The following is an 18991-nucleotide window of genomic DNA, read 5'->3' on the forward strand; positions in this document are numbered from 1 at the left end:
AACCTACCTCCCGCGCGCGCCACGAACTCTCTTATAAACGCGACCCCGATCTCCAGCGCCTTCTAAAATGACGGAATACTCCCCTTGTAGAGCAGTTTGGAGGCCCGCCACCTACACGCGTCTCTCTGTTTTGGGATCAAACAAGCTGACGCTACCCATATCGATTTCAAATTCTACAGTTTCTCCAGGCCGTGGCGCCTCGTCTGGCTCACATACGGTAACGGCATTCTGTCCCGCAATCCGGCACATCAGGATAGTCTCAGAGCCAGTTGGTTCGTCCATATCGATTTCGGCGGACACCGTAACAGAAGCATGCCCTTTGCGCGCAGAGCGTTGTGCCTGAAGAGGGCTAAAATGTTCGGGGCGCACCCCAAGAACGACTTCTTGCCCATCCGTAAGCGATTGAAAACGCTCTGAGACCAGCGGAAGAACTGTATTGTCTCCGCCATCAAGCTTAACGCCAATTCTATCTCCATTGGCGACGGCTCGCGCCGCAAAGAAGTTCATATTCGGCGAGCCCATAAAGCCCGCCACAAACATATTCGCAGGTGTCTCATAAATCGCTTTGGGTGTATCGTATTGCTGTAGTACACCCTGATGCATAACAGCGATCCGTGTCGCTAGAGTCATCGCCTCAATCTGATCGTGGGTTACATAAACCGTCGTACGTCCGACCCGCTGGTGTAATTTTTTGATCTCGCTTCGCATCTCGACGCGCAGTTTTGCATCAAGGTTCGAGAGCGGTTCATCAAACAGAAAGAGCTTTGGGTCGCGAACCAACGCCCGCCCCATCGCGACGCGTTGCCGCTGACCACCAGAGAGCTGCCCAGGCTTGCGATTCAACAGTGGCTCGATTTGAAGCAACGCAGCAACGCGCTGGATCGTCTCTTCCTGCGTGGCCTTGTCGATATTACGGCATTCCATTCCGAAAGTCATATTTTGTCGAACAGTCATAGTCGGATAAAGGGCATACGACTGAAACACCATGGCGATATCGCGATCCTTCGGTGCCTCATTGTTAACGATATTCTCCTCGATGAGCACCTCGCCTGAGGTCACGCTCTCAAGGCCTGCGATAATCGACAGCAAGGTAGATTTACCGCACCCAGATGGTCCGACCAATGCCACGAACTCACCGGACTCTGCCTCAAGATTGATGTCTTTGAGAACTTCGACTGCACCATAGCTCTTGCGTAGGTTTTTTATTTGCAATGACGACATGATTTAGGTTCCTTACTTGACCGCGCCGGAGGTCAGGCCCCGCACGAAATATTTGCCACCAATGACGTAGATAAAGAGGGGCGGAAGGGCCGCGAAAATAACCGACGCCGCCTCGACGTTGTAGTGACGCTCGCCTGTACCCGACCCCGAGAAGGCGACGATAGCAGAGGTAATTGGCTGGTTTGAGCCCGACGTAAACACCGTACCGAAAAGAAATTCGTTCCAGATACCTGTGAATTGCCAAATAACACACACAATCAGGATTGGCGGCGAAAGTGGTAGCATAATTCGACGGAAAATCCGCCAAAATCCTGCTCCATCTATCCGCGCTGCTTTGATCAGATCATCTGGTACAGCCACGAAGTAATTACGACAAAAGAGCGTCGTAAAGCTAATTCCCTGAATCGTGTGCACAAGCACCAAGCCAGCAATTGAGTTGGACAATCCTAGCTTTCCCAGAGTGAAAGCCCACGGTAAGAGTGTCATTTGGGCGGGAAGGAAAACCCCAAGCGTAATGAGGCCAAAGACCCACATATCTCCGCGGAAACGCCATTTAGAGAGCGCATATCCGTTCACCACACCGAAGGCCGTCGATAGGATTGTTGCGGGCACAGTCATTAGCAACGTATTGCCGAAATAACGCGAAACTCCTTCGCAAGAGCCCCCAATACAAAAGCTTCCCCATGCTTCGCCCCAATATTGAATCGACATCATGTTGGGTATCGAGATGAATCCCTCGCGTACGATTTCCTCTAGAGGGCGGAATGTGTTCATCAGGATAATGAGCACTGGCGAAAGATACAGCAGAGCAAAGAAACCAAGCAGCGTGTATACGGTGGCACGAGCCCGAATTTGTCGAGCGCGGCTCCCCGTTGCAAGAGGATCGAATTCTTGGTGGACAGAATCAACCATGGTTCGCCCCTTCCTTTTTGGCGCGCCAATTCGTCCAAAGGACATACGGCACAAGGATGATTGCCAGAGCAACAAGGATCATCACAGCAGCGGCGGCACCCTGTGCGATTTGGCCGCGCTGGAACATCAAGTCGTAGACGACAATGGAAGGAACCGTTGTCGACACGCCAGGTCCACCTTGGGTAAGCGCAACCACGAGATCATATGTCTTGATAGCGAATTGAAGTAGGACAACAGTCACGGCAACAAAAATTGGCCAGATCGTAGGCAGGACAACTTTTCGATAAATTCGCGGCATAGAAGCCCCGTCGATTTGCGCAGCCTTAACAAGGTCCCCATCCACCGAACGAAGCCCAGCAAGAATGAGAGCCATAGCAAAGCCTGATGCGTGCCATATCCCTGTGAATACAACGACATAGAGCGCCAAGTCACGGTCGGTAATCCAGTCGAACTGCGCGCTGATCCATCCCATATCCTGAAGAGCCCGCTCAACACCCGTTTGAGGGTGAAAAATCCAACGCCAGACCGTACCGGTAACGATAAATGAAACCGCTAACGGATAAAGGAAAATAGTGCGCCAAACGGACTCAAGCCGGACTCTCTGGTCAATCAAGATCGCTAGCAACGTTCCAAAGAAGAGTGAGCCGAGCACATAAAGCGTTCCGAACACAAACAGGTTTTGATAAGCAACCACCCAACGCTTGCTTTGCCATAACGCTGCATATTCGCCAAACCCGCCATAGGCCATGTTTGGAAGAAACGTCGATTGCGACACCGAAATCCAGAGCGTCCAAAGCGAAAAGATAACTACATAAATGAATGCGGCAACGAGCGTGGGGATCAGAATAATCTGGGGTGTCCATCCCACGAGCCGCGAAAACAGCCGCTTACGGGCAACAGTGTTTGGGTTAGCCATTATAATTCCTCAGGGGAGCGAATGAGGCCCGCATCGATTTGGGAGAATACCGACGCGAGCCCGTGTTGCAGTTTAGCTCTGAAGCTCTACAGCATCGGCAAGTTGATTTGCTGCTTCTTCAGGTGTGATCGAGTCATCCGCAACGAACTCCGTGATCACTTCCATCATGGCCCCACGGTATTTTTGCAATACCGTCATGTTATGCGCCATTGAGCGCACCAGCGTGCCTTCTTCGATTGACGCATTCAGATCAACCAAGCCCTGCTGTTGGCATTCAGAGAAACCACCAACCGAAAGGTCAACATCCGTCCGCGCAGGAATTGAGCCTTTCGCGACATTGAATGTAACCTGAAACTCCGGCGACATGATCGTGCTTGCGAGAAGTTTTTGCCCTTCAACGTAGTCTGGATCATTTTGGTTAAAGAACACAACGGAGTCGGCGTTTAGGATAAAGCCGTTGCCACCCCAGTCCACGGGCGTCTGATTACAGTAGTAATCCTCGCCCTCGGTAAAGCCCGCAAGGTTGGCCGATGCGACGGTCCAATCCCCCATCAAGAAGAATGCGGCCTCTCCGGACATTGTCATCGTCATGGACTGCTCCCAAGAGCGGCCGTTGATGCCGTCGTCCATATAACCGACCATTTTACGCAATTGCGCAAACGCGTCGATCATACCTTGGCTGCGCATAGCTTCGATATCGGCGTCTTGGAAGGCGCTGCGATAGAGGTCGATGTCCATCCCGTAAACGATGCTGTCAAATGTCGTCGTATCGGACCAATCAGCGGCACCATGCGCGATACATGTTTTACCCGCAGCTTTGATCTGGTCACAGGCTGCGTTGAACTCGTCCCATGTTTTTGGAACTTCTAAGCCAAGTTCGTCCAGAATCTTGGGAGAGCTATAGAGCCAGTTCACGCGGTGGATATTCATTGGCGCCGCGACCCAGTTGCCCTCTGGTTTCATGACCGAAACCAACTCTGGCGCTACAACGTCGTCCCAACCTTCCGCAGCAGCAACTTCGTCCAAGTTGGCTGTTGAGCCTGTTGAGTTCCACTCGGCGATCTCTGGGCCTTTAAGTTGCACCGCAGCAGGAGCATTGCCCGCCACAATATCAGACCGCAGCTTCGCGAGCATATTGGACGTGTGACCAGAGATAGCCGTTTGCTCCCAAGTACCGCCAGCGGCCTCGTACATTTCGCCAAGCTTGGCAATGGCCGCAGCCTCAGAGCCAGAGGCCCATTGGTGCATCATGTTGGTTTTTGGCTCCGCCAATGCCGCAGTGCCAAAAGCAGCTATAGCAAGGGCGGACGCGCCGACCTGCAAAATATCAAGTTTACGTTTCATTGTGTTCTCCTCCTCAGAACTTGGTTTGTATTTCCCGTTGCGATCCGATCTAGGCAAAGATGCCTCTATCGACGTTCATGTTTTCCCCAGTCACAAAAGCTGCGTCGGCTTTGGTTCACTCCTGACTAGGGCCTGTGATATCCTCTGCTAACTCGAAACGACCGTTTTGCTGGCGAACGAATTCTTTCACTCGCATGATGTCGGGCCGGATTTCTTGTTAGTAGAAAGATCAATAAGTTGCCCTCCCGCCAGAGAGGTCAAAGACCGCGCCCGTGGTGAAGGAATTCTCAGCTGATGCCATCCACAGCACCATACTGGCAATTTCATCAACTGTTACAAAACGTTCGCGCGGAATCTTGGAGCGCATATACTCTATAAACTCCTGACTCACCTGATCAAGAATACGGGTTTGCGCCGTCGCAGGTGTAATACAGTTCACCGCGACATCTTTTAATGCCAATTCCTTACCTAAGGATTTGGTCAACGCAATCACCGCTGCTTTAGATGTTGAATAGGCCGAAGCGTTTGGATTGCCTTCTTTGCCCGCAATGGATGCGACGTTCACAATCCGGCCATAGTTTCGCTCCATCATTCCGGGAACAACGGTTCGACATGTATGGAATGTCCCATCAAGGTTGACTTGCTGTACCTTGCGCCACGCATCCGCCGGATACTCTGAAAGCGAAGATGTCGGCCCCGCAATTCCCGCGCTGTTCACCAAGACATCCACCTGACCAAAAGCGTTTTTGGTTTCGCGGAAAGCGGCCTCAACACTCGTCAGATCGCCCACGTCGGTTGGTATAAGGCAATAGGATGCTGAATCGAGCGCCGTTATCCGCGCTTCTGGCGACGAGATATCCAGATCCCAGATTGCCACCCGCGCGCCGGATGCCACCATCCGTTCGGCAACTGCGGCCCCAATTCCATTAGCACCGCCCGTGATAACAGCGATTTTTCCTGCGAAATCATAAGAATTCATCGCGCCTCTCCAATCTTGACAACGGTTTGCTGCTGCTCTCCAAGGCCCTCGATGCCCAGAGCGATTTTGTCATTTGGCCACAAGAAAACGGGCGGCTTCATCCCTGCTCCAACGCCCGGAGGTGTGCCGGTACAGATCAAATCCCCAGCCTCTAGCTGGCAAAATTCGCTCATGTAAGAAACGATCGTCGCGCAATCGAAAATCATCGTATCCGTACTACCCGTCTGCATCCGCTTGCCATTCACGTCGAGCCACATATCGCGGTTCTGAATGTCTTTGGCCTCATCAGGCGTTACGAGCCAAGGACCTGTCGGGCAGAAATTCGGATAGCTCTTACCCTTCACCCATTGACCGCCCCGCTCAAGCTGCCAAGCACGTTCAGACACGTCATTAACCAAAGTAAAGCCCGCGATATGATCTATCGCTTGCTCTTTGGTGATGCCGAGTGTCGGCTTGCCGATAACGATCCCCAGCTCAACTTCCCAATCAAGCTTGGTCATTTGAGGGGAAAACAGGATGTCATCATTCGGCCCGCAATAGGTTGCCGAAGACTTGTTAAAAAGGATCGGCTCTTCGGGCACATCCATTCCCGCCTCGGCCGCGTGATCCGAGTAGTTAAGGCCAACACACCAAATATTGTTGGGCTGCGCAACAGGCGGCGCAACACGATGGCCTTTTGGATCGATCACAGGCAAAGCGTTGATATCCGCTGCCGCGAGCTTGGCCAATGCACCTTCTGCGAGCGTCGTGGGCGAAATATCTTTGACGACTGCGGACGCATCCCGCAGAGTTCCATCGTGGTGTTTAATACAGGGTATTTTCGCGCCGTAGCGGTCCCCCAAACGCATCAGCTTCATTTCAGCAAGCTCCTTCTCTTATATTTCGCGCCCAATCAGTACTCGCGAGCGGTTTGCCCGACACAAAGGTGTCTTGGCCGATGCGATCGCCAATACGGAGACATTCATTCCATTTCGCCATGCGCTCAGAGCGGGAAAAGGATCCAACTTTGATCTGCTGTGCACCAAAGCCTACGGCCATATGGCTAATTGAAACGTCCTCGGTCTCGCCCGAACGTGCAGAAACAATCGTCCCCAACCCAGCCTTGCGCGCGACCTTAAGGCAGTCCAAAGCCTCACTAACTGTGCCAACTTGGTTCACCTTGATTAACACCGCATTACAGGCCTCATCCGTGATCGCTTCTTCAAGTAGCGCGGTATTAGTCACAAGATAGTCGTCACCGATTATCTGTACCCGCCTCCCGAACTCTTGGGTAAAGGCACGCATGCCCTCTTTGTCGTCTTCCGCTAACGGGTCCTCAATCGACGCTATCGCATAGTCATCAATCCAACGCCCTAACAAACGGATCATCTCCTCCCGTCCGAGCTCACGATCCTCCAACGCCAAGCGATACTTACCCTTCGAACCAAACTCGGAAGCCGCGACATCAAGCGAAATGACGACCCGATCCCCCGGTTTTTCACCGGCAAGTTCAATCGCGCGGATCAATGTCTCTAGTGCTTCCTCGTTGTGATTAAAAACCGGCCACCAACCGCCTTCGTCTGCGACACCCGCTAACGCACCTTTTTGCGACATTAGTGAACCTGCGGCGCGATAAACTTCCGAGGTTATTTCTAATGCCTCATCAAAACTACTCGCACCAGGAACCATGATCATGAAGTCCTGAATATCAACACGACGCCCAGCATGGGCCCCGCCTCCAAATATCTGGATTTCAGGTAATGGCAGAGATGGCGTCGCACCGGACAATTCTGCGCAATGTTGCCATACAGGAACGCCCTTCGCCGCCGCAGCAGCATTCATAACTGCCAGCGACACTGCGACAGTTGAATTCCCGCCGAGGCGCGCCTTAAGCGCCGAATGATCAAGCGCAATAATAGCCTCATCCACGGCTTCTTGATCTGTCGCATCAACGCCGATCAACTCCGGTGCTATCAGTTTTTGCACGTTTAGAACCGCGCGACCAACACCCAGACCACCAAGCACATCACCACCATCGCGCAGATCAATCGCCTCGCGTGTTCCTCGCGACACTCCTGCCGGTGCGATAGCTCGCCCAATCTCACCGCTCTCTGTGGCAACTTCCACCTCAACTGTCGGATTCCCCCGACTATCCCAAACTCTGCGCGCATGTAGGCCGGCGATCGAACTGTCTGATGATCTCATTATGTTCACGTTACCATTATCTATGTTAACGTGAACATTTGCACTTCCAGAACTTATCTGTCAACAGATTCTATGGAAAGGCTTGCAACTAAGTTCAAGACGCAAAGCTAAGTGTATGCACTTACAGGCAACCAAATCTTAAGATATATCGGCGGTGTCAGACGAATGCGAGCTCGTCTCTACTAGGCCAACAGGACCGTCCTTTATGCCGCGAAAAGACCGCGCCACTCAGCCAGAGCGGCGGCGCGGCTGGCCTTGAAGTGATCGCGTTGGGAGAGGCTTCGGTCCTGGTTGAAATGGTTGTGGATGGATGCGTGGACAACAACGAATTTCTGCAAGGTTCGCATGCGACTAAAGCGGATCATTGCCCGTTGCCGTCGTCGAAACGGAAAGTGAGAGTTCTTGGCTAAAGCGCTTCATTGTTTTCCTGAGGAATTTCAACGCGGCCTTACGATCCCGGCGCTTTGTGACATAGCTTTCCAGCACTTCTCCTTCATGATCAACAGCCCGCCAGAGGTAGTGGGTTTCACCGTTGATCTTTACGAACACCTCGTCCAAATGCCATTGCCAATTTGAATGATCGCCAAGCTGCTGAACCCGTTTTCTCCTGATTTCAGCGGTCGGCGCCAAGACCGCCTACATTGAGCCGAGGTCACCTTGGGAAAACGGGTATTGCGAAAGCTTCAACGCAAGGCTTCGGGATGAACTGCTGAACGGCGAGGTCTTCTACTCGCTAAGAGAGGCACAAATCCTGATCGAACAATGGAGGAAACGGTGCTGTCAGACGAATTCGAACTCGTCTCTACTAGGCCAGCCTCACTGCCGCTTATGTCGCGCCGAGACCGCGCCAATCGGCGAGAGCAGCGGTGCGGTTCAGCTTGAAATAATCACGTTTCGAAAGGCTGCGATCCTGATTGAAATGGTTGTGGATGGATGCGTGGACAACAACGAATTTCTGCAAACTTCGCATTAAGCGAAAGCGGTGCATGGCCCGCTCTCGTCGTCGAAACGGTAGGTGAGAATTCTCCGCTCGATTGTTCTTCCAGCGTCCCGTTTCCTGTCTACGGGTGTTGCCGATAACCTTCATCGCAACGCCGTATGAACGTAATTTGTCAGTGACCACGACCTCCGGCTGGCCGTACCGTTTCATCGCTTTCTTCAAGAATTTAAGGGCTGCTGTGCGATCCCGGCGTTTCGTTACATAACTTTCCAGCACCTCACCTTCGTGGTCTACAGCCCGCCATAGGTAGTGCCGCTCACCGTTGATCCTCACGAAAACCTCGTCGAGATGCCATCGCCATTGAGGCCAGGATCGCAATCGTTCCACTCGTCTTTTCCGTATTTCAGATGCGAACATCGGACCGAACCGATTCCACCAAAATCGCACCGTTTCGTGGCTGACGTCGATGCCCGTTCGTGCAGCAAGTCCTCTACGTTTCGAAGTGAGAGCGGAAATCGGACGTAGAGCATCACGGCGAGTCGGATGATTTCGGGAGACGTCTTGAAGTAACGAAATGGAGAGCGTTTTGTCATGGCGAAACGGTAGATCAGCGCCCTGCCCGTCTCAAGTCCATTCCCTCTGACAACACCTCTTTCTTTGGCATGGGCAGACGTTATCGCCCCACCCAGCTCCGCTCAAGCCGAGTTCATTTGACAGTGCCAAACCACCGGATATACGCTTAGATTGACCTAAAGACGCAGCAAGGTCAGTCCGCCATCTGGCCGCAGAGCTTGGCCGACGCAATATGGCAGTTCGCCGTTTGCGACGACGGCGACGGCTTTGCCAACTTCGGAGGGTTGACCGAAGCGTGGTTCTAGCGTGATGCCTTTTTCGGTAATCAACTTGCCATAGGCCTCAAGCACAGGGCGCGACAAGTCGGTTTCGATGATGCCGGGTTGAATGTCGAACACCTGTATTCCCTCAGGGGCGAGACGCTGTGCGAATGTCTTGGCAACCATCCCGGCAGCGGCCTTGGATACGCAGTATTCCGCCTTATCGATGGACGAGGCGAAGGCGCTGACAGATGTGATAAAGCTGATTGAATGAGGCACATCACTTGGGCGGGCTCGCGCCAACAAATGTCTGGCAAAGCGCTGTGCAAGGAAAAAGACCGACTTGGCGTTCTTGTCCATCACGTGGTCCCAGCTATCCGCCTGCACATCGAGGATATCGGCCTTGCGAAGGCCCCCGACGCCGGCGTTGCAAACGAGGGTTGTCAGCGGTGCCCCCAATTTGGCCTCGGCATCGGCAATCAATCCTTCGTGGGCGGACCAATCGCTAACGTCGCAAGCAACAGGAATGGCGCGCACGCCTTTGGCTTCGATGTCGGCAATTGTCGCGCGCATCGCATCACTTTCGCTTCGCCCGTTGACCGCAACGTTGAATCCTTTATCGGCAAGCGCCAATGCTATCCCGCGGCCAATCCCCCTGCTGCCGCCTGTCACAAGTGCATTTTTCATTGTGTCCCCTCCCTCTGGCGCGGATCAGTCGCGCGCGCCCTGTTTCACCAATTCGCGCCCGATGATGGTGCGCTGGATCTGGTTGGTGCCTTCGTAGATCTGGGTAATCTTGGCATCGCGATATAGCCGCTCAACCTCGAAGCCCTGAATGTAGCCTGAGCCACCGAATATCTGCAGCGCATCCGAGGAGCGGGCCACAGCCATGTCACCGGCAAAGCATTTGGCAATCGAACAGGCCTTACCCGCCGGTTTGCCATTGTCCAGCCGAAGCGCCGCGTCGCGGACAAGCGCGCGGGATGCGGCAACGTCTTTTGCTATATCAGCTAGCATCCACTGCAAGCCCTGATGATCGACGAGCGCCTTGCCAAACTGCTTGCGTTGTTGGGCATACTCCAGTGCGGCTTCCAGCCCCGCTTGCCCGATGCCCGTGGCCAAAGATGCTATCCCGACGCGCCCCTTCTCCAAGACGCTCATCATGATATAGAACCCGCGGTTAAGCTCGCCCAACAAAGCGCCTTCGGGAAGCTTTACATCGGCAAATGACAAGGCACCAATCTGGCTCGCGCGCTGACCCAGCTTGTGTTCCTTGGGGCCGCGCTCCACGCCTTCAGCGTGTAAATCAACGATGAAGATCGACATGCCGCGGTGGCACGCCTCTGGATCGGTGCGCGCCAGAACGAAACCGACATCGGCAACCGGCGCGTTGTGAATCCAGAGCTTAGAGCCGTTCAACACCCAGCCATCATCGGTTTTGGAGGCAGTCGTCCGAAGACCAGCGACGTCGGAGCCGGCCTCTTCCTCGGTGATGCAATATGCGATGATCTTGCGGGCCGCCAAAACATCCGCCATGTATTTTGATTGTTGCTCGGGCGTGCCGTATTGCGTCAGCAACGTGCCGATCAACTCGATCACTCCGCATTGGTCAGCAACCGACGCATAGCCACGTGCCAGCTCCTCCATCACAATCGAATAGGCCAAGACGTCCATGCCCGATCCACCCAACTCATCAGGCACCGTGATCCCGAATAGTCCTAGCTCACCCATGGCGCTGTACAAATCCCGCGGGAAAGAAGCCGTGCGGTCCAGCTCCTCGGCTATAGGGCGGATCTCGGAATCCGCAAACCCGCGCACGGTATCAGCCAAAGCCTCATAAGTTTCAGGGTCATTCTTGGGCAAATGAATCATGATTAGGGTTCCTTGAGATGGCAGGATCAGGAGTGAGCAAAAGTACGTTGCAAATCGAAAACTCCGCCAGTCAGCCAATCAGGCCAATCACGCTCGAAGAATTGCTTCGCTTCTGCATCAAATTTTCGGATCGGGCGTGTTGAAACCTGAATTTTTCCGTCCTGCATCGACACAATGATTTGCTCCTGCTGATCTTTGGCTCGCTCGCTACGGAAACGGTAGTCAGATAGCTTCCCTATACGCGCTTCCGGTGTCGCATCGCCCTTTGCATCACAGACAGCGCGCGCACCGCGACTTCCGCCGCTATTGGAAATAAAGTGATCTAGCGCTGCCAAAACCGCTTCGGAAGCCAGCGACATCTGCTGCCACTGCACGACGCGGCTTGCTTCGCTCGGACGCGACAAGGTGATACCGTTTGCGTTGATCTGGCTATTGAGTTCGCGCGCTTCCACATGTGCCTGTGCCACTTCGTTGGCAAAACAGAGGATACCTGCCTTGTCGCTCATGCGGGCCTGAACCTCAGAACGGATCGCGGTATGAGTAAGTTCACTATTAGGCGTCAAGATCGTGTCGAAGCGTGAAATCGCCGCTTCCGCGATACCCGTAATATCATCGCCCGAAGGGATTTCCGCTTTTCCGCTGGCCCCGACATGTTCGCCCACGCGTGTCCCAAAAACTTGCCCTGCGTTCAAAGCCGATCCACCCGGCCGCGTAACGCCGTGTGTGCCGGAAGCTTCCCCGATTGCATAGACACCTGCCACATTCGTACGGCCCCATGTGTCGACTGCAATACCGCCGTTCATATGCTGGTTGTTTACAGCGAACTCTAGTGGTTCGGCTGCGATATCAACCTTGTAACGGCGGTAAAGCTCGATCGCGAGTGGATTCATATGGCGAAGACGGTCAATCGGCATTTCCTGCCCCGCACCTGCAGTGCCGAGATATGTTGCCACATCATCATCAAGCCGGTCCAACGAGAATGGTTGGTCGTCAGGCACAGGAAGCGGATTTCGGTTGAAATCCATAAAGACCTTCCGCCCCTTCTGACCCTCGCGATAAATCGCAAGATCAACAAGGCTCGAACCAAAGTCGAGCATCCGTGTCGCATGGAACGGCCATTGGTATCCCTTGCGAAAAATGTTCGACGCCATTTCCTGAGTGGTGCGGTAGTAATCGGCAAGGAAATGATGCTCGTGCCCATCTTTATCTACCGAATATATCTGTGGGATTGCTTGCACATAGGTGCCCGACAGGTTCCAAGGGAAGCCTTCTCGACGGGTGCCAATGCCAAACTGGCTTTCGGTTAGATTAACCAATTCCAACCCCGCTTCGAGCGCAAGGCCAAGTGTACCAAAACACCCATTCGGAAACACGCTGTCGCGATAAAGCTCACCCGGACCACCAGCGGCAAGAACAACAACGGGTGCATGGAACAGGACCACTCCATACGGGTTTGCATCACTCGCATCTTTTGGGCGGATTGCAAGCACTCCGGCACATTTGCCGTCTTGCTTAAGAAGTTGAAGTGCTGTGGTCTGGTTAAAGAATGGAATCTCGAGGCGCAGCGCCTCCTTTGCTAGAACTTGCACCATTAAGCGCGACGTTCGGGGGCCGCAGCTTGTGGCCCGCCCGACTTCATCGTGGTCAGTTTTGTAACGTAGGGTTCCGCCGAACCGATCTTGCGGAAGTGGAAGGCCAAGGTATTGCAACAATGCCATTGCTCGCGGTGACCCGACCGCCTCAATATAGGCTGTATCCTCATCCATTGCGCCACCTGCCCGCAAGGCTTCGGCCATCGCTTTGAAGTTGTCGCCCCGATCGGCAGTATTAGCGGTATGCAGCGTTTGCTTGTCAGACCCCGAACATGCCGAAGTTCCACCCCATGCGCTCTGGCTGATGATCGTCACTTCGACGCCGCGCCGCTTCATCTCGATCGCAGCACGCAGCCCCGCAGCACCGCTCCCAACAACAACCGCGCCCGCGTGATGTACCGGAAGCTTCAAGCCATTTACCTCGACCCACTCGTCGATCTCAGGGTTCACCGGAAGGCGTGGCATTTCGACATCTGTAAGAGCGTCGAGGATATGTTGCGGTATTGGCGTCGACATCTGTCGTCCTCCTGTATTCAAAGGCGCGCGGCACTCACGGCACCCTTTTTGGAACGTTCCATTTTCTAACCTGTACTCGCTACCAGGTCAATCAGGCGCACCCGATTGTTCTGATTTAGCACGAGCAGTTTAAGCTATTTACTTTCTGCGGCACTGGAAGCCCGCACAGACAAGCTGACAGGCGAGCGCGTTTCCGCACTGGGTTTTTTACCCTCTTCCAACCAATCAATCACTGTACGTGCAGTCGCTTGACCAATCGCACCGATATCGCATTTGACCGACGTAATCGCTGGAAAGGACTGTGCTGCTTCTTCGATATCGTCAAACCCGACAATACGGAAACTTTCGCCAACTTTGCGCCCGACTTCATAACACCCATGCAAAAGCCCAAGCGCCACAAGATCATTAAAACAGATTGCTGCATCAACGTCCGGATTGTCATGGAGCAGTGCCTTTGCTGCACTACGGCCAAAGTCCCGCGAGGCCCGCCCAGGAAGCACAACCGGCGTCATACCATTCTCATTCAACACCTCGAAATAACCCTGTTTACGCTCTTCTGCGACCGCGCGGCCCTCAATACCGCCAACAAAAGCAATATTACGCGCTCCAGTGTCAACAAGGTGTTGGGTCGCAATGCGGCTGCCTTTTTTGTAGTCTGGAGCTGCAAACGGGAAATCTTCTATACGGTCATCAACGCATCTTAACATTTGCAATGCGGGTATTCCCGCGCGCGCGATTGCATCAAAGCTGCGGCCCATATCGTCATATGCCGAACAAATAACCAGAGCAGACACCCCGTGTTCGATCATCGAACTAACCACCTGAAGCTGCAGCTCGGCATTCTCATCCGTATTGGCAACCACAGTAGCATATCCGCTTGCCGCGAGTGCCATCTGAAGAGAGGTTGCAAACTCCGAGAAAAACGGGTTGCGCAGATCGTTAATGACAAGCCCGACGAGCCCAGCATTCGACTTGCGCATATTCGCTGCAGAACGGTTATAAACATAGCCGATCTCGGCCATCGCTTCGCGAACCTGCTTTCGAGTCTCTTCCTTGACCGACGGGCTGTTCTGCAACACAAGACTGACGGTGGATTTGGACACCCCAGCCTTGAATGCAACGTCAATGATAGTCGGTCTGCGTTTCACGTTATCATTGCCCTCTCGCGCCATTGTGTAACTCGGCTGCCAGACCGAAGTCCGCCTTCATCATATCTGCTGCCTTCTCCGCGATCATGATCGCAGCAGCGTTTGTGTTCGATGAAATCACCTTAGGCATGATTGAATTATCTACAATCCGCAATCCATCAATCCCATTAAAGTGAAGTCTTGGGTCAACGACGGCATCATTGTCTATCCCCATGCGACATGTTCCGGCGCAATGGTGCGATGTTTTCGAATGGGTGCAGATGAAGTTGAAGTAATCCTCATCAGTCTTCACGTCTGGCCCAGGAAGCCGCTCCGCAAGTATGAAATCCTTTAATGGTTCCTGCGCTAAAATTTCTTGTGTAAGTTTCAGCCCGCGGATCGACATTTCACGATCTACAGGATCAGATAGATAGTTCGGATCAATCAATGGAGCTTTTGATAGATCTGAACTTTGAAGTCGGACTGTGCCATGTGAACGTGGCCGCAGATAGCAGGAATTCAACGTGATCCCGCCCTGCGGCATCGCGGCGACACCGTGTTCAATCCCCGTCCCCAACCCAAGATGCATTTGCAAGTCTGGGGAGGCAGCCTGAGGATCGGAATACCAGAAACCTCCTGTCTCAAACAGAGAGGACGCCACAGGTCCTTTGCGGGCAAAAAGATACTGCAGTCCTGCCCAAGCCGCCCAAAGGGGCTTGGCATAACGGTCATAACTATGAGGCCCCGAAAGTTCGGTGATGCAGTAAAGATCAATGTGGTCTTGCAGGTTGGCGCCAACCTGCTGACGGTCTAGAACAAGTTCAATGCCCAAGCCTTTTAGATGATCAGCGGGGCCGATGCCCGACAGTTGTAACAAGCGCGGTGTTCCAATGGCCCCTGAGCTTAGAACGACTTCCTGCGTTGCCGTGAAACGGGTTCCGTCTACCAACTCGACTCCCGATGCACGACCGTGGTCGACCACAATCCGTTTGACCTGAACGCCTTTGCGAACGGTCAGGTTCTTGCGGTTCTGGATGGGGGCAAGATAGGCCATCGCTGCGGACGAACGTCGGACATTGCGTTGTGTCAGCTGGTAGTAACAAACTCCATCCTGAGACTCGCCGTTGATATCCATGTTTCGCGGGATACCCAATGCTGCGGCGGCCTCAAAATAGGCTTCACAGATCGGCAAAGGCGCACTTGGCTGGCTCACCCCTAGCGGGCCACCCTGTCCGTGATAGGCATTGTTAAAGGTATCGTTGTCTTCTGCTTTTTTGAAATATGGGAGGACATCATCGTATCCCCACCCGTCGCAACCCATTTGCCGCCAGTTGTCGTAGTCCTGTGCATTACCGCGCGTATATATTTGTGCGTTAATTGCTGAACCGCCTCCAATGACCTTGGCCTGAGTATAGCGAAACACCTTATTCTGCATGTGTCGCTGGGGAACAGTTTCCCAGCCCCAAGAGCCTATGCCCTTGGTCATTTTCGCAAAACCTGCTGGAAGATGGTAAAATGGATGCCGATCACTGCCTCCCGCCTCAAGGAGCAGAACGTTCAGGTTCGGGTCCTCAGATAAGCGAGCAGCTAGCACGCAGCCGGCGGACCCACCCCCGACAATGATGACATCCGCACCCGTCACGGCGCTATGCGGTCTTCTGTTTCAGGATCAAAGACGACGGCCTTTTCCATATTAACGGCAAAATCAAACATGTCATTCGGCCCGACCATAACATCCGCACGCATCCGCGCGATGGCGTCCTTACCGCCCAAAGGCATGGTCACGAAGGTATCCGCCCCTGCTGGCTCTGTTACTGTCACACGATTTCGCAGGCTTACGATGTTCGTGGAATTCCGGTCCGCACCGTCAGGATCTGTGATCGCTTCGGGACGAATCCCGAGGATGACTTCCCGCCCATCCATCGCTGCAAGGTTATCTTGCGAGAACGGAAGAGGCACGACGTTGTCATGATATGTTGTGACCTCTGCATGAGCACGTCCGTCGCGCACAATGATGCGCGCAGGCATAACGTTCATTGCCGGCGATCCCATAAACGTCGCCACAAATAGATTTGACGGGTTGTCATAAATTTCCTTTGGCGTGCCGAGTTGCTGGACATAACCTTTGTACATCACCGCTATCCGCGTTGAGAGCGTCATCGCCTCGATCTGGTCATGCGTTACATAGACGATAGTTGTTTTCAACTTTTCGTGGAGTTTTTTGATTTCGGTTCGCATATCAACGCGAAGCTTGGCATCAAGGTTCGACAGTGGTTCGTCAAAGAGGAACACATCGGGATTGCGGACAAGCGCGCGCCCCATAGCGACACGTTGACGTTGCCCACCAGACAGTTGGCCGGGCTTACGTTTCAGAAGCTGTTCAATCTGTAGAAGCGACGCTACTTCGTTCATGGCCTTTTCGCGGTCTGCTTTAGCGACACCATGCATCTCGAGCCCGAAAGTGATATTCTGCCCAACGGTCATATTAGGGTACAGCGCGTAAGACTGGAATACCATTGCGATATTGCGGTTCGACGGGTGAACCCCGTTCATCACTTGGTCTTTGATAACAATCTCGCCTGACGAGATGTCTTCGAGACCGGCAATCATATTCAACAGCGTGGATTTACCACATCCCGAGGGGCCGACCAGAACAAGAAACTCGCCCTCCTCGACCGAGATGTCGACACGGTGAAGCACCTCTGTTGAACCATAGGATTTGGTAACGTTGTTGATATCGAGAAAACCCATGAGTTTATCCTTTAACAGAGCCCGCCATCAGGCCACGCACGAAGTAGCGGCCAGCGACGATATAGACGAAAAGAGTTGGCAGGGCGGCAAGGATCGCACCTGCGAAGTGTACGTTGTATTCCTTCACACCGGTTGAGGATTGGACCAGATTGTTCAGAGCAACGGTCATCGGAGCCCCTCCCCCGCTGGCAAAAGACGCGCCAAACAGGAAGTCGTTCCAGATATTGGTGAACAACCAGATTACGCAGACAACGGTAATTGGCCCCGAAGATGGCAAAAGAATACGCCAGAATATCTGGAAGAACCCCGCCCCGTCGATCTGGGCTGCACGGACCAATTCGGTTGGGAAAGCTGCGTAATAGTTGCGGAAATAGAGCGTCGAGAAGCCGATGCCATAGACCACGTGAACCAAAACCAGCCCATTGGTTGAACCGGAAAGCCCAAGAATACCGAGTATACGCGCCATCGGGATCAGCACGATCTGGAATGGGATAAAGCAGGAGAACAGCATCAATCCAAACAGGATCGTATCGCCGCGGAACCGCCACTTGGTAAGGACATAGCCATTGAGCGCGCCAAGGCAGGTACAGATTGCAACCGCAGGAACGACCATCTTGATCGAGTTCCAGAAATAGGGCTTCAACCCCGTAGATTCCACGCCAACTTGGGCTGTGGACCATGCCTCGAGCCATGGCTGGAAAGTCAGTTCAACCGGAAGCGCCATCATATTACCACCCGTAATCTCCGAGAGCGGCTTAATCGAGTTCACCACCATAATGAAGAACGGCAGCAAGTAGAACAGCGCGAAAATCAGAAGGAATACATAGATGAACGCACGCGTCACACGACCTGTGCGGACGGCTTGGGTCTGGGCGGCGGACATCAGCGCTCCTCCTTCAGTTCGGCGTATAGGTAGGGCACCATAATCGCGGCAATTGTCATGAGCATGATCACAGCCGACGAGGCACCAATCCCCATTTGGTTCCGTGAGAAAGTGTAAGAATACATGAAGGTTGCAGGTAGTTCGGTCGCTCGTCCTGGCCCCCCCCCTGTCAGAGCGATTACGAGGTCGTAACTCTTAATCGCAAGGTGGCTTAGAATGACAAATGCCGATAGGAATGCTGGCCGCAGCAACGGGATTACGATTCGGCGATACAGGTTCCAGTTTGACGCCCCATCAATTTGGGCGGCTTTCATGATCTCACTGTCGATACCGCGCAATCCGGCAAGGAACATTGCCATAACAAACCCGCTGGTTTGCCAGACGGCGGCGATTACGAGTGTATAGATTGCGTATTCTCGGTTCTTGATCCAGTCAAAGCTGAAACTCTCCCAGCCCCAAACATGCATCGTGTGCTCAAGCCCGATGCCAGGATCAAGGAACCATTTCCATGCGGTCCCTGTAACGATGAAACTCAGCGCCATCGGGTAAAGGTAGATTGGCCGCAACATACCCTCGCCTCGGATCTTCTGATCTAGGAAAATCGCGAGCGCCAGACCAACGATTGTACAAATGCCAATATACAGGAAGGCGAAAATGCCGAGGTTCGTCAGCGAAATCTTCCAGTGGCTAAGCTTCCAGAGCTTCGAATAATTCTCAATTCCAACCCAGCCAAAGCTCGGAAGAATGCGACTGTCCGTAAAGGATAAGTAAATTGTAAAGGCGATGAAGCCGTAGACAAAGACCAGTACCATGGCCAGCGACGGGCTCAGCACCAGTTTCGGTATCCATTCTTGAAGCCGTGTTTTGAAATCTCGTTGTCCATGGTGGTGCATCGGCTTTTCCCTGCCTGCGTGTGTAGAA

15 protein-coding genes and 3 pseudogenes are annotated in these 18991 nt (G+C 53.4%); 1 reads left to right on the forward strand and 17 read right to left on the reverse strand.

The window, feature by feature from the left end; all coding sequences use genetic code 11:
- Positions 1–111: 111 nt before the first annotated feature.
- The 8 genes and pseudogenes from ACFE33_RS12585 to ACFE33_RS12620 all read right to left on the reverse strand — a co-directional run.
- On the reverse strand, positions 112–1221 hold the full coding sequence (locus ACFE33_RS12585) for an ABC transporter ATP-binding protein (RefSeq protein WP_380053983.1): 1110 nt from the start codon (positions 1219–1221) through the stop codon (positions 112–114).
- A gap of 12 nt (positions 1222–1233) precedes the next feature.
- Complete coding sequence (locus ACFE33_RS12590) at positions 1234–2133, reverse strand: carbohydrate ABC transporter permease (protein WP_380053985.1); 900 nt, start codon at positions 2131–2133, stop codon at positions 1234–1236.
- On the reverse strand, positions 2126–3049 hold the full coding sequence (locus ACFE33_RS12595; protein ID WP_380053988.1) for a carbohydrate ABC transporter permease: 924 nt from the start codon (positions 3047–3049) through the stop codon (positions 2126–2128). The genes ACFE33_RS12590 and ACFE33_RS12595 overlap by 8 nt, the downstream gene beginning before the upstream one ends.
- Before the next feature lie 72 nt (positions 3050–3121).
- On the reverse strand, positions 3122–4393 hold the full coding sequence (locus tag ACFE33_RS12600; RefSeq protein WP_380053990.1) for an ABC transporter substrate-binding protein: 1272 nt from the start codon (positions 4391–4393) through the stop codon (positions 3122–3124).
- 229 nt (positions 4394–4622) lie between these two features.
- Entirely contained in the window at positions 4623–5372 is a 750-nt protein-coding gene (locus tag ACFE33_RS12605) for an SDR family NAD(P)-dependent oxidoreductase (RefSeq protein WP_380053993.1), read from the reverse strand.
- Positions 5369–6229, reverse strand: a complete 861-nt coding sequence (locus tag ACFE33_RS12610) for a fumarylacetoacetate hydrolase family protein (protein ID WP_380053994.1) — start codon at positions 6227–6229, stop codon at positions 5369–5371. The genes ACFE33_RS12605 and ACFE33_RS12610 overlap by 4 nt, the downstream gene beginning before the upstream one ends.
- Position 6230: 1 nt before the next feature.
- On the reverse strand, positions 6231–7556 hold the full coding sequence (eno, locus tag ACFE33_RS12615) for a phosphopyruvate hydratase (RefSeq protein ID WP_380053997.1): 1326 nt from the start codon (positions 7554–7556) through the stop codon (positions 6231–6233).
- A 203-nt stretch (positions 7557–7759) separates the two neighbouring features.
- Positions 7760–8174 (reverse strand): annotated as a pseudogene (locus ACFE33_RS12620) (DDE-type integrase/transposase/recombinase); the annotation flags it as partial.
- Here ACFE33_RS12620 and ACFE33_RS12625 point away from each other — a divergent pair.
- Positions 8167–8361, forward strand: a pseudogene (locus tag ACFE33_RS12625) (transposase); the annotation flags it as partial. The pseudogenes ACFE33_RS12620 and ACFE33_RS12625 overlap by 8 nt on opposite strands.
- A gap of 21 nt (positions 8362–8382) precedes the next feature.
- Here ACFE33_RS12625 and ACFE33_RS12630 read toward each other — a convergent pair.
- The 9 genes and pseudogenes from ACFE33_RS12630 to ACFE33_RS12670 form a co-directional block, all read right to left on the reverse strand.
- Positions 8383–9089 (reverse strand): annotated as a pseudogene (locus tag ACFE33_RS12630) (IS6 family transposase).
- 156 nt (positions 9090–9245) lie between these two features.
- Positions 9246–10016: a 3-ketoacyl-ACP reductase gene (locus ACFE33_RS12635; RefSeq protein WP_380053999.1), complete on the reverse strand. Its 771-nt coding sequence runs from the start codon at positions 10014–10016 to the stop codon at positions 9246–9248.
- 24 nt (positions 10017–10040) lie between these two features.
- The gene (locus ACFE33_RS12640) at positions 10041–11201 is read right to left on the reverse strand and encodes an acyl-CoA dehydrogenase family protein (RefSeq protein WP_380054002.1); all 1161 of its coding nucleotides are present in this window, start codon (positions 11199–11201) and stop codon (positions 10041–10043) included.
- 26 nt (positions 11202–11227) lie between these two features.
- Complete coding sequence (locus ACFE33_RS12645) at positions 11228–13309, reverse strand: FAD-binding protein (protein WP_380054004.1); 2082 nt, start codon at positions 13307–13309, stop codon at positions 11228–11230.
- Between the two features lie 134 nt (positions 13310–13443).
- Complete coding sequence (locus ACFE33_RS12650; protein WP_380054007.1) at positions 13444–14457, reverse strand: LacI family DNA-binding transcriptional regulator; 1014 nt, start codon at positions 14455–14457, stop codon at positions 13444–13446.
- Positions 14458–14461: 4 nt separating this feature from the next.
- Positions 14462–16078 (reverse strand): GMC family oxidoreductase, encoded by a 1617-nt coding sequence (locus tag ACFE33_RS12655; protein WP_380054009.1) that lies wholly within the window; start codon positions 16076–16078, stop codon positions 14462–14464.
- Positions 16075–17187 (reverse strand): ABC transporter ATP-binding protein, encoded by a 1113-nt coding sequence (locus ACFE33_RS12660; protein ID WP_380054011.1) that lies wholly within the window; start codon positions 17185–17187, stop codon positions 16075–16077. The genes ACFE33_RS12655 and ACFE33_RS12660 overlap by 4 nt, the downstream gene beginning before the upstream one ends.
- Positions 17188–17191: 4 nt before the next feature.
- Positions 17192–18070 carry a carbohydrate ABC transporter permease gene (locus ACFE33_RS12665; protein WP_380054012.1) on the reverse strand — a complete coding sequence of 293 codons (879 nt, stop codon included), beginning with the start codon at positions 18068–18070 and terminating at the stop codon, positions 17192–17194.
- The gene (locus ACFE33_RS12670) at positions 18070–18963 is read right to left on the reverse strand and encodes a carbohydrate ABC transporter permease (protein WP_380054014.1); all 894 of its coding nucleotides are present in this window, start codon (positions 18961–18963) and stop codon (positions 18070–18072) included. Before ACFE33_RS12670 ends, ACFE33_RS12665 begins: the two co-directional genes overlap by 1 nt.
- Positions 18964–18991: the final 28 nt, after the last annotated feature.

It is taken from the genome of Falsihalocynthiibacter sp. SS001 (assembly GCF_042445055.1).
Taxonomy (GTDB): Bacteria; Pseudomonadota; Alphaproteobacteria; order Rhodobacterales; family Rhodobacteraceae; genus Falsihalocynthiibacter.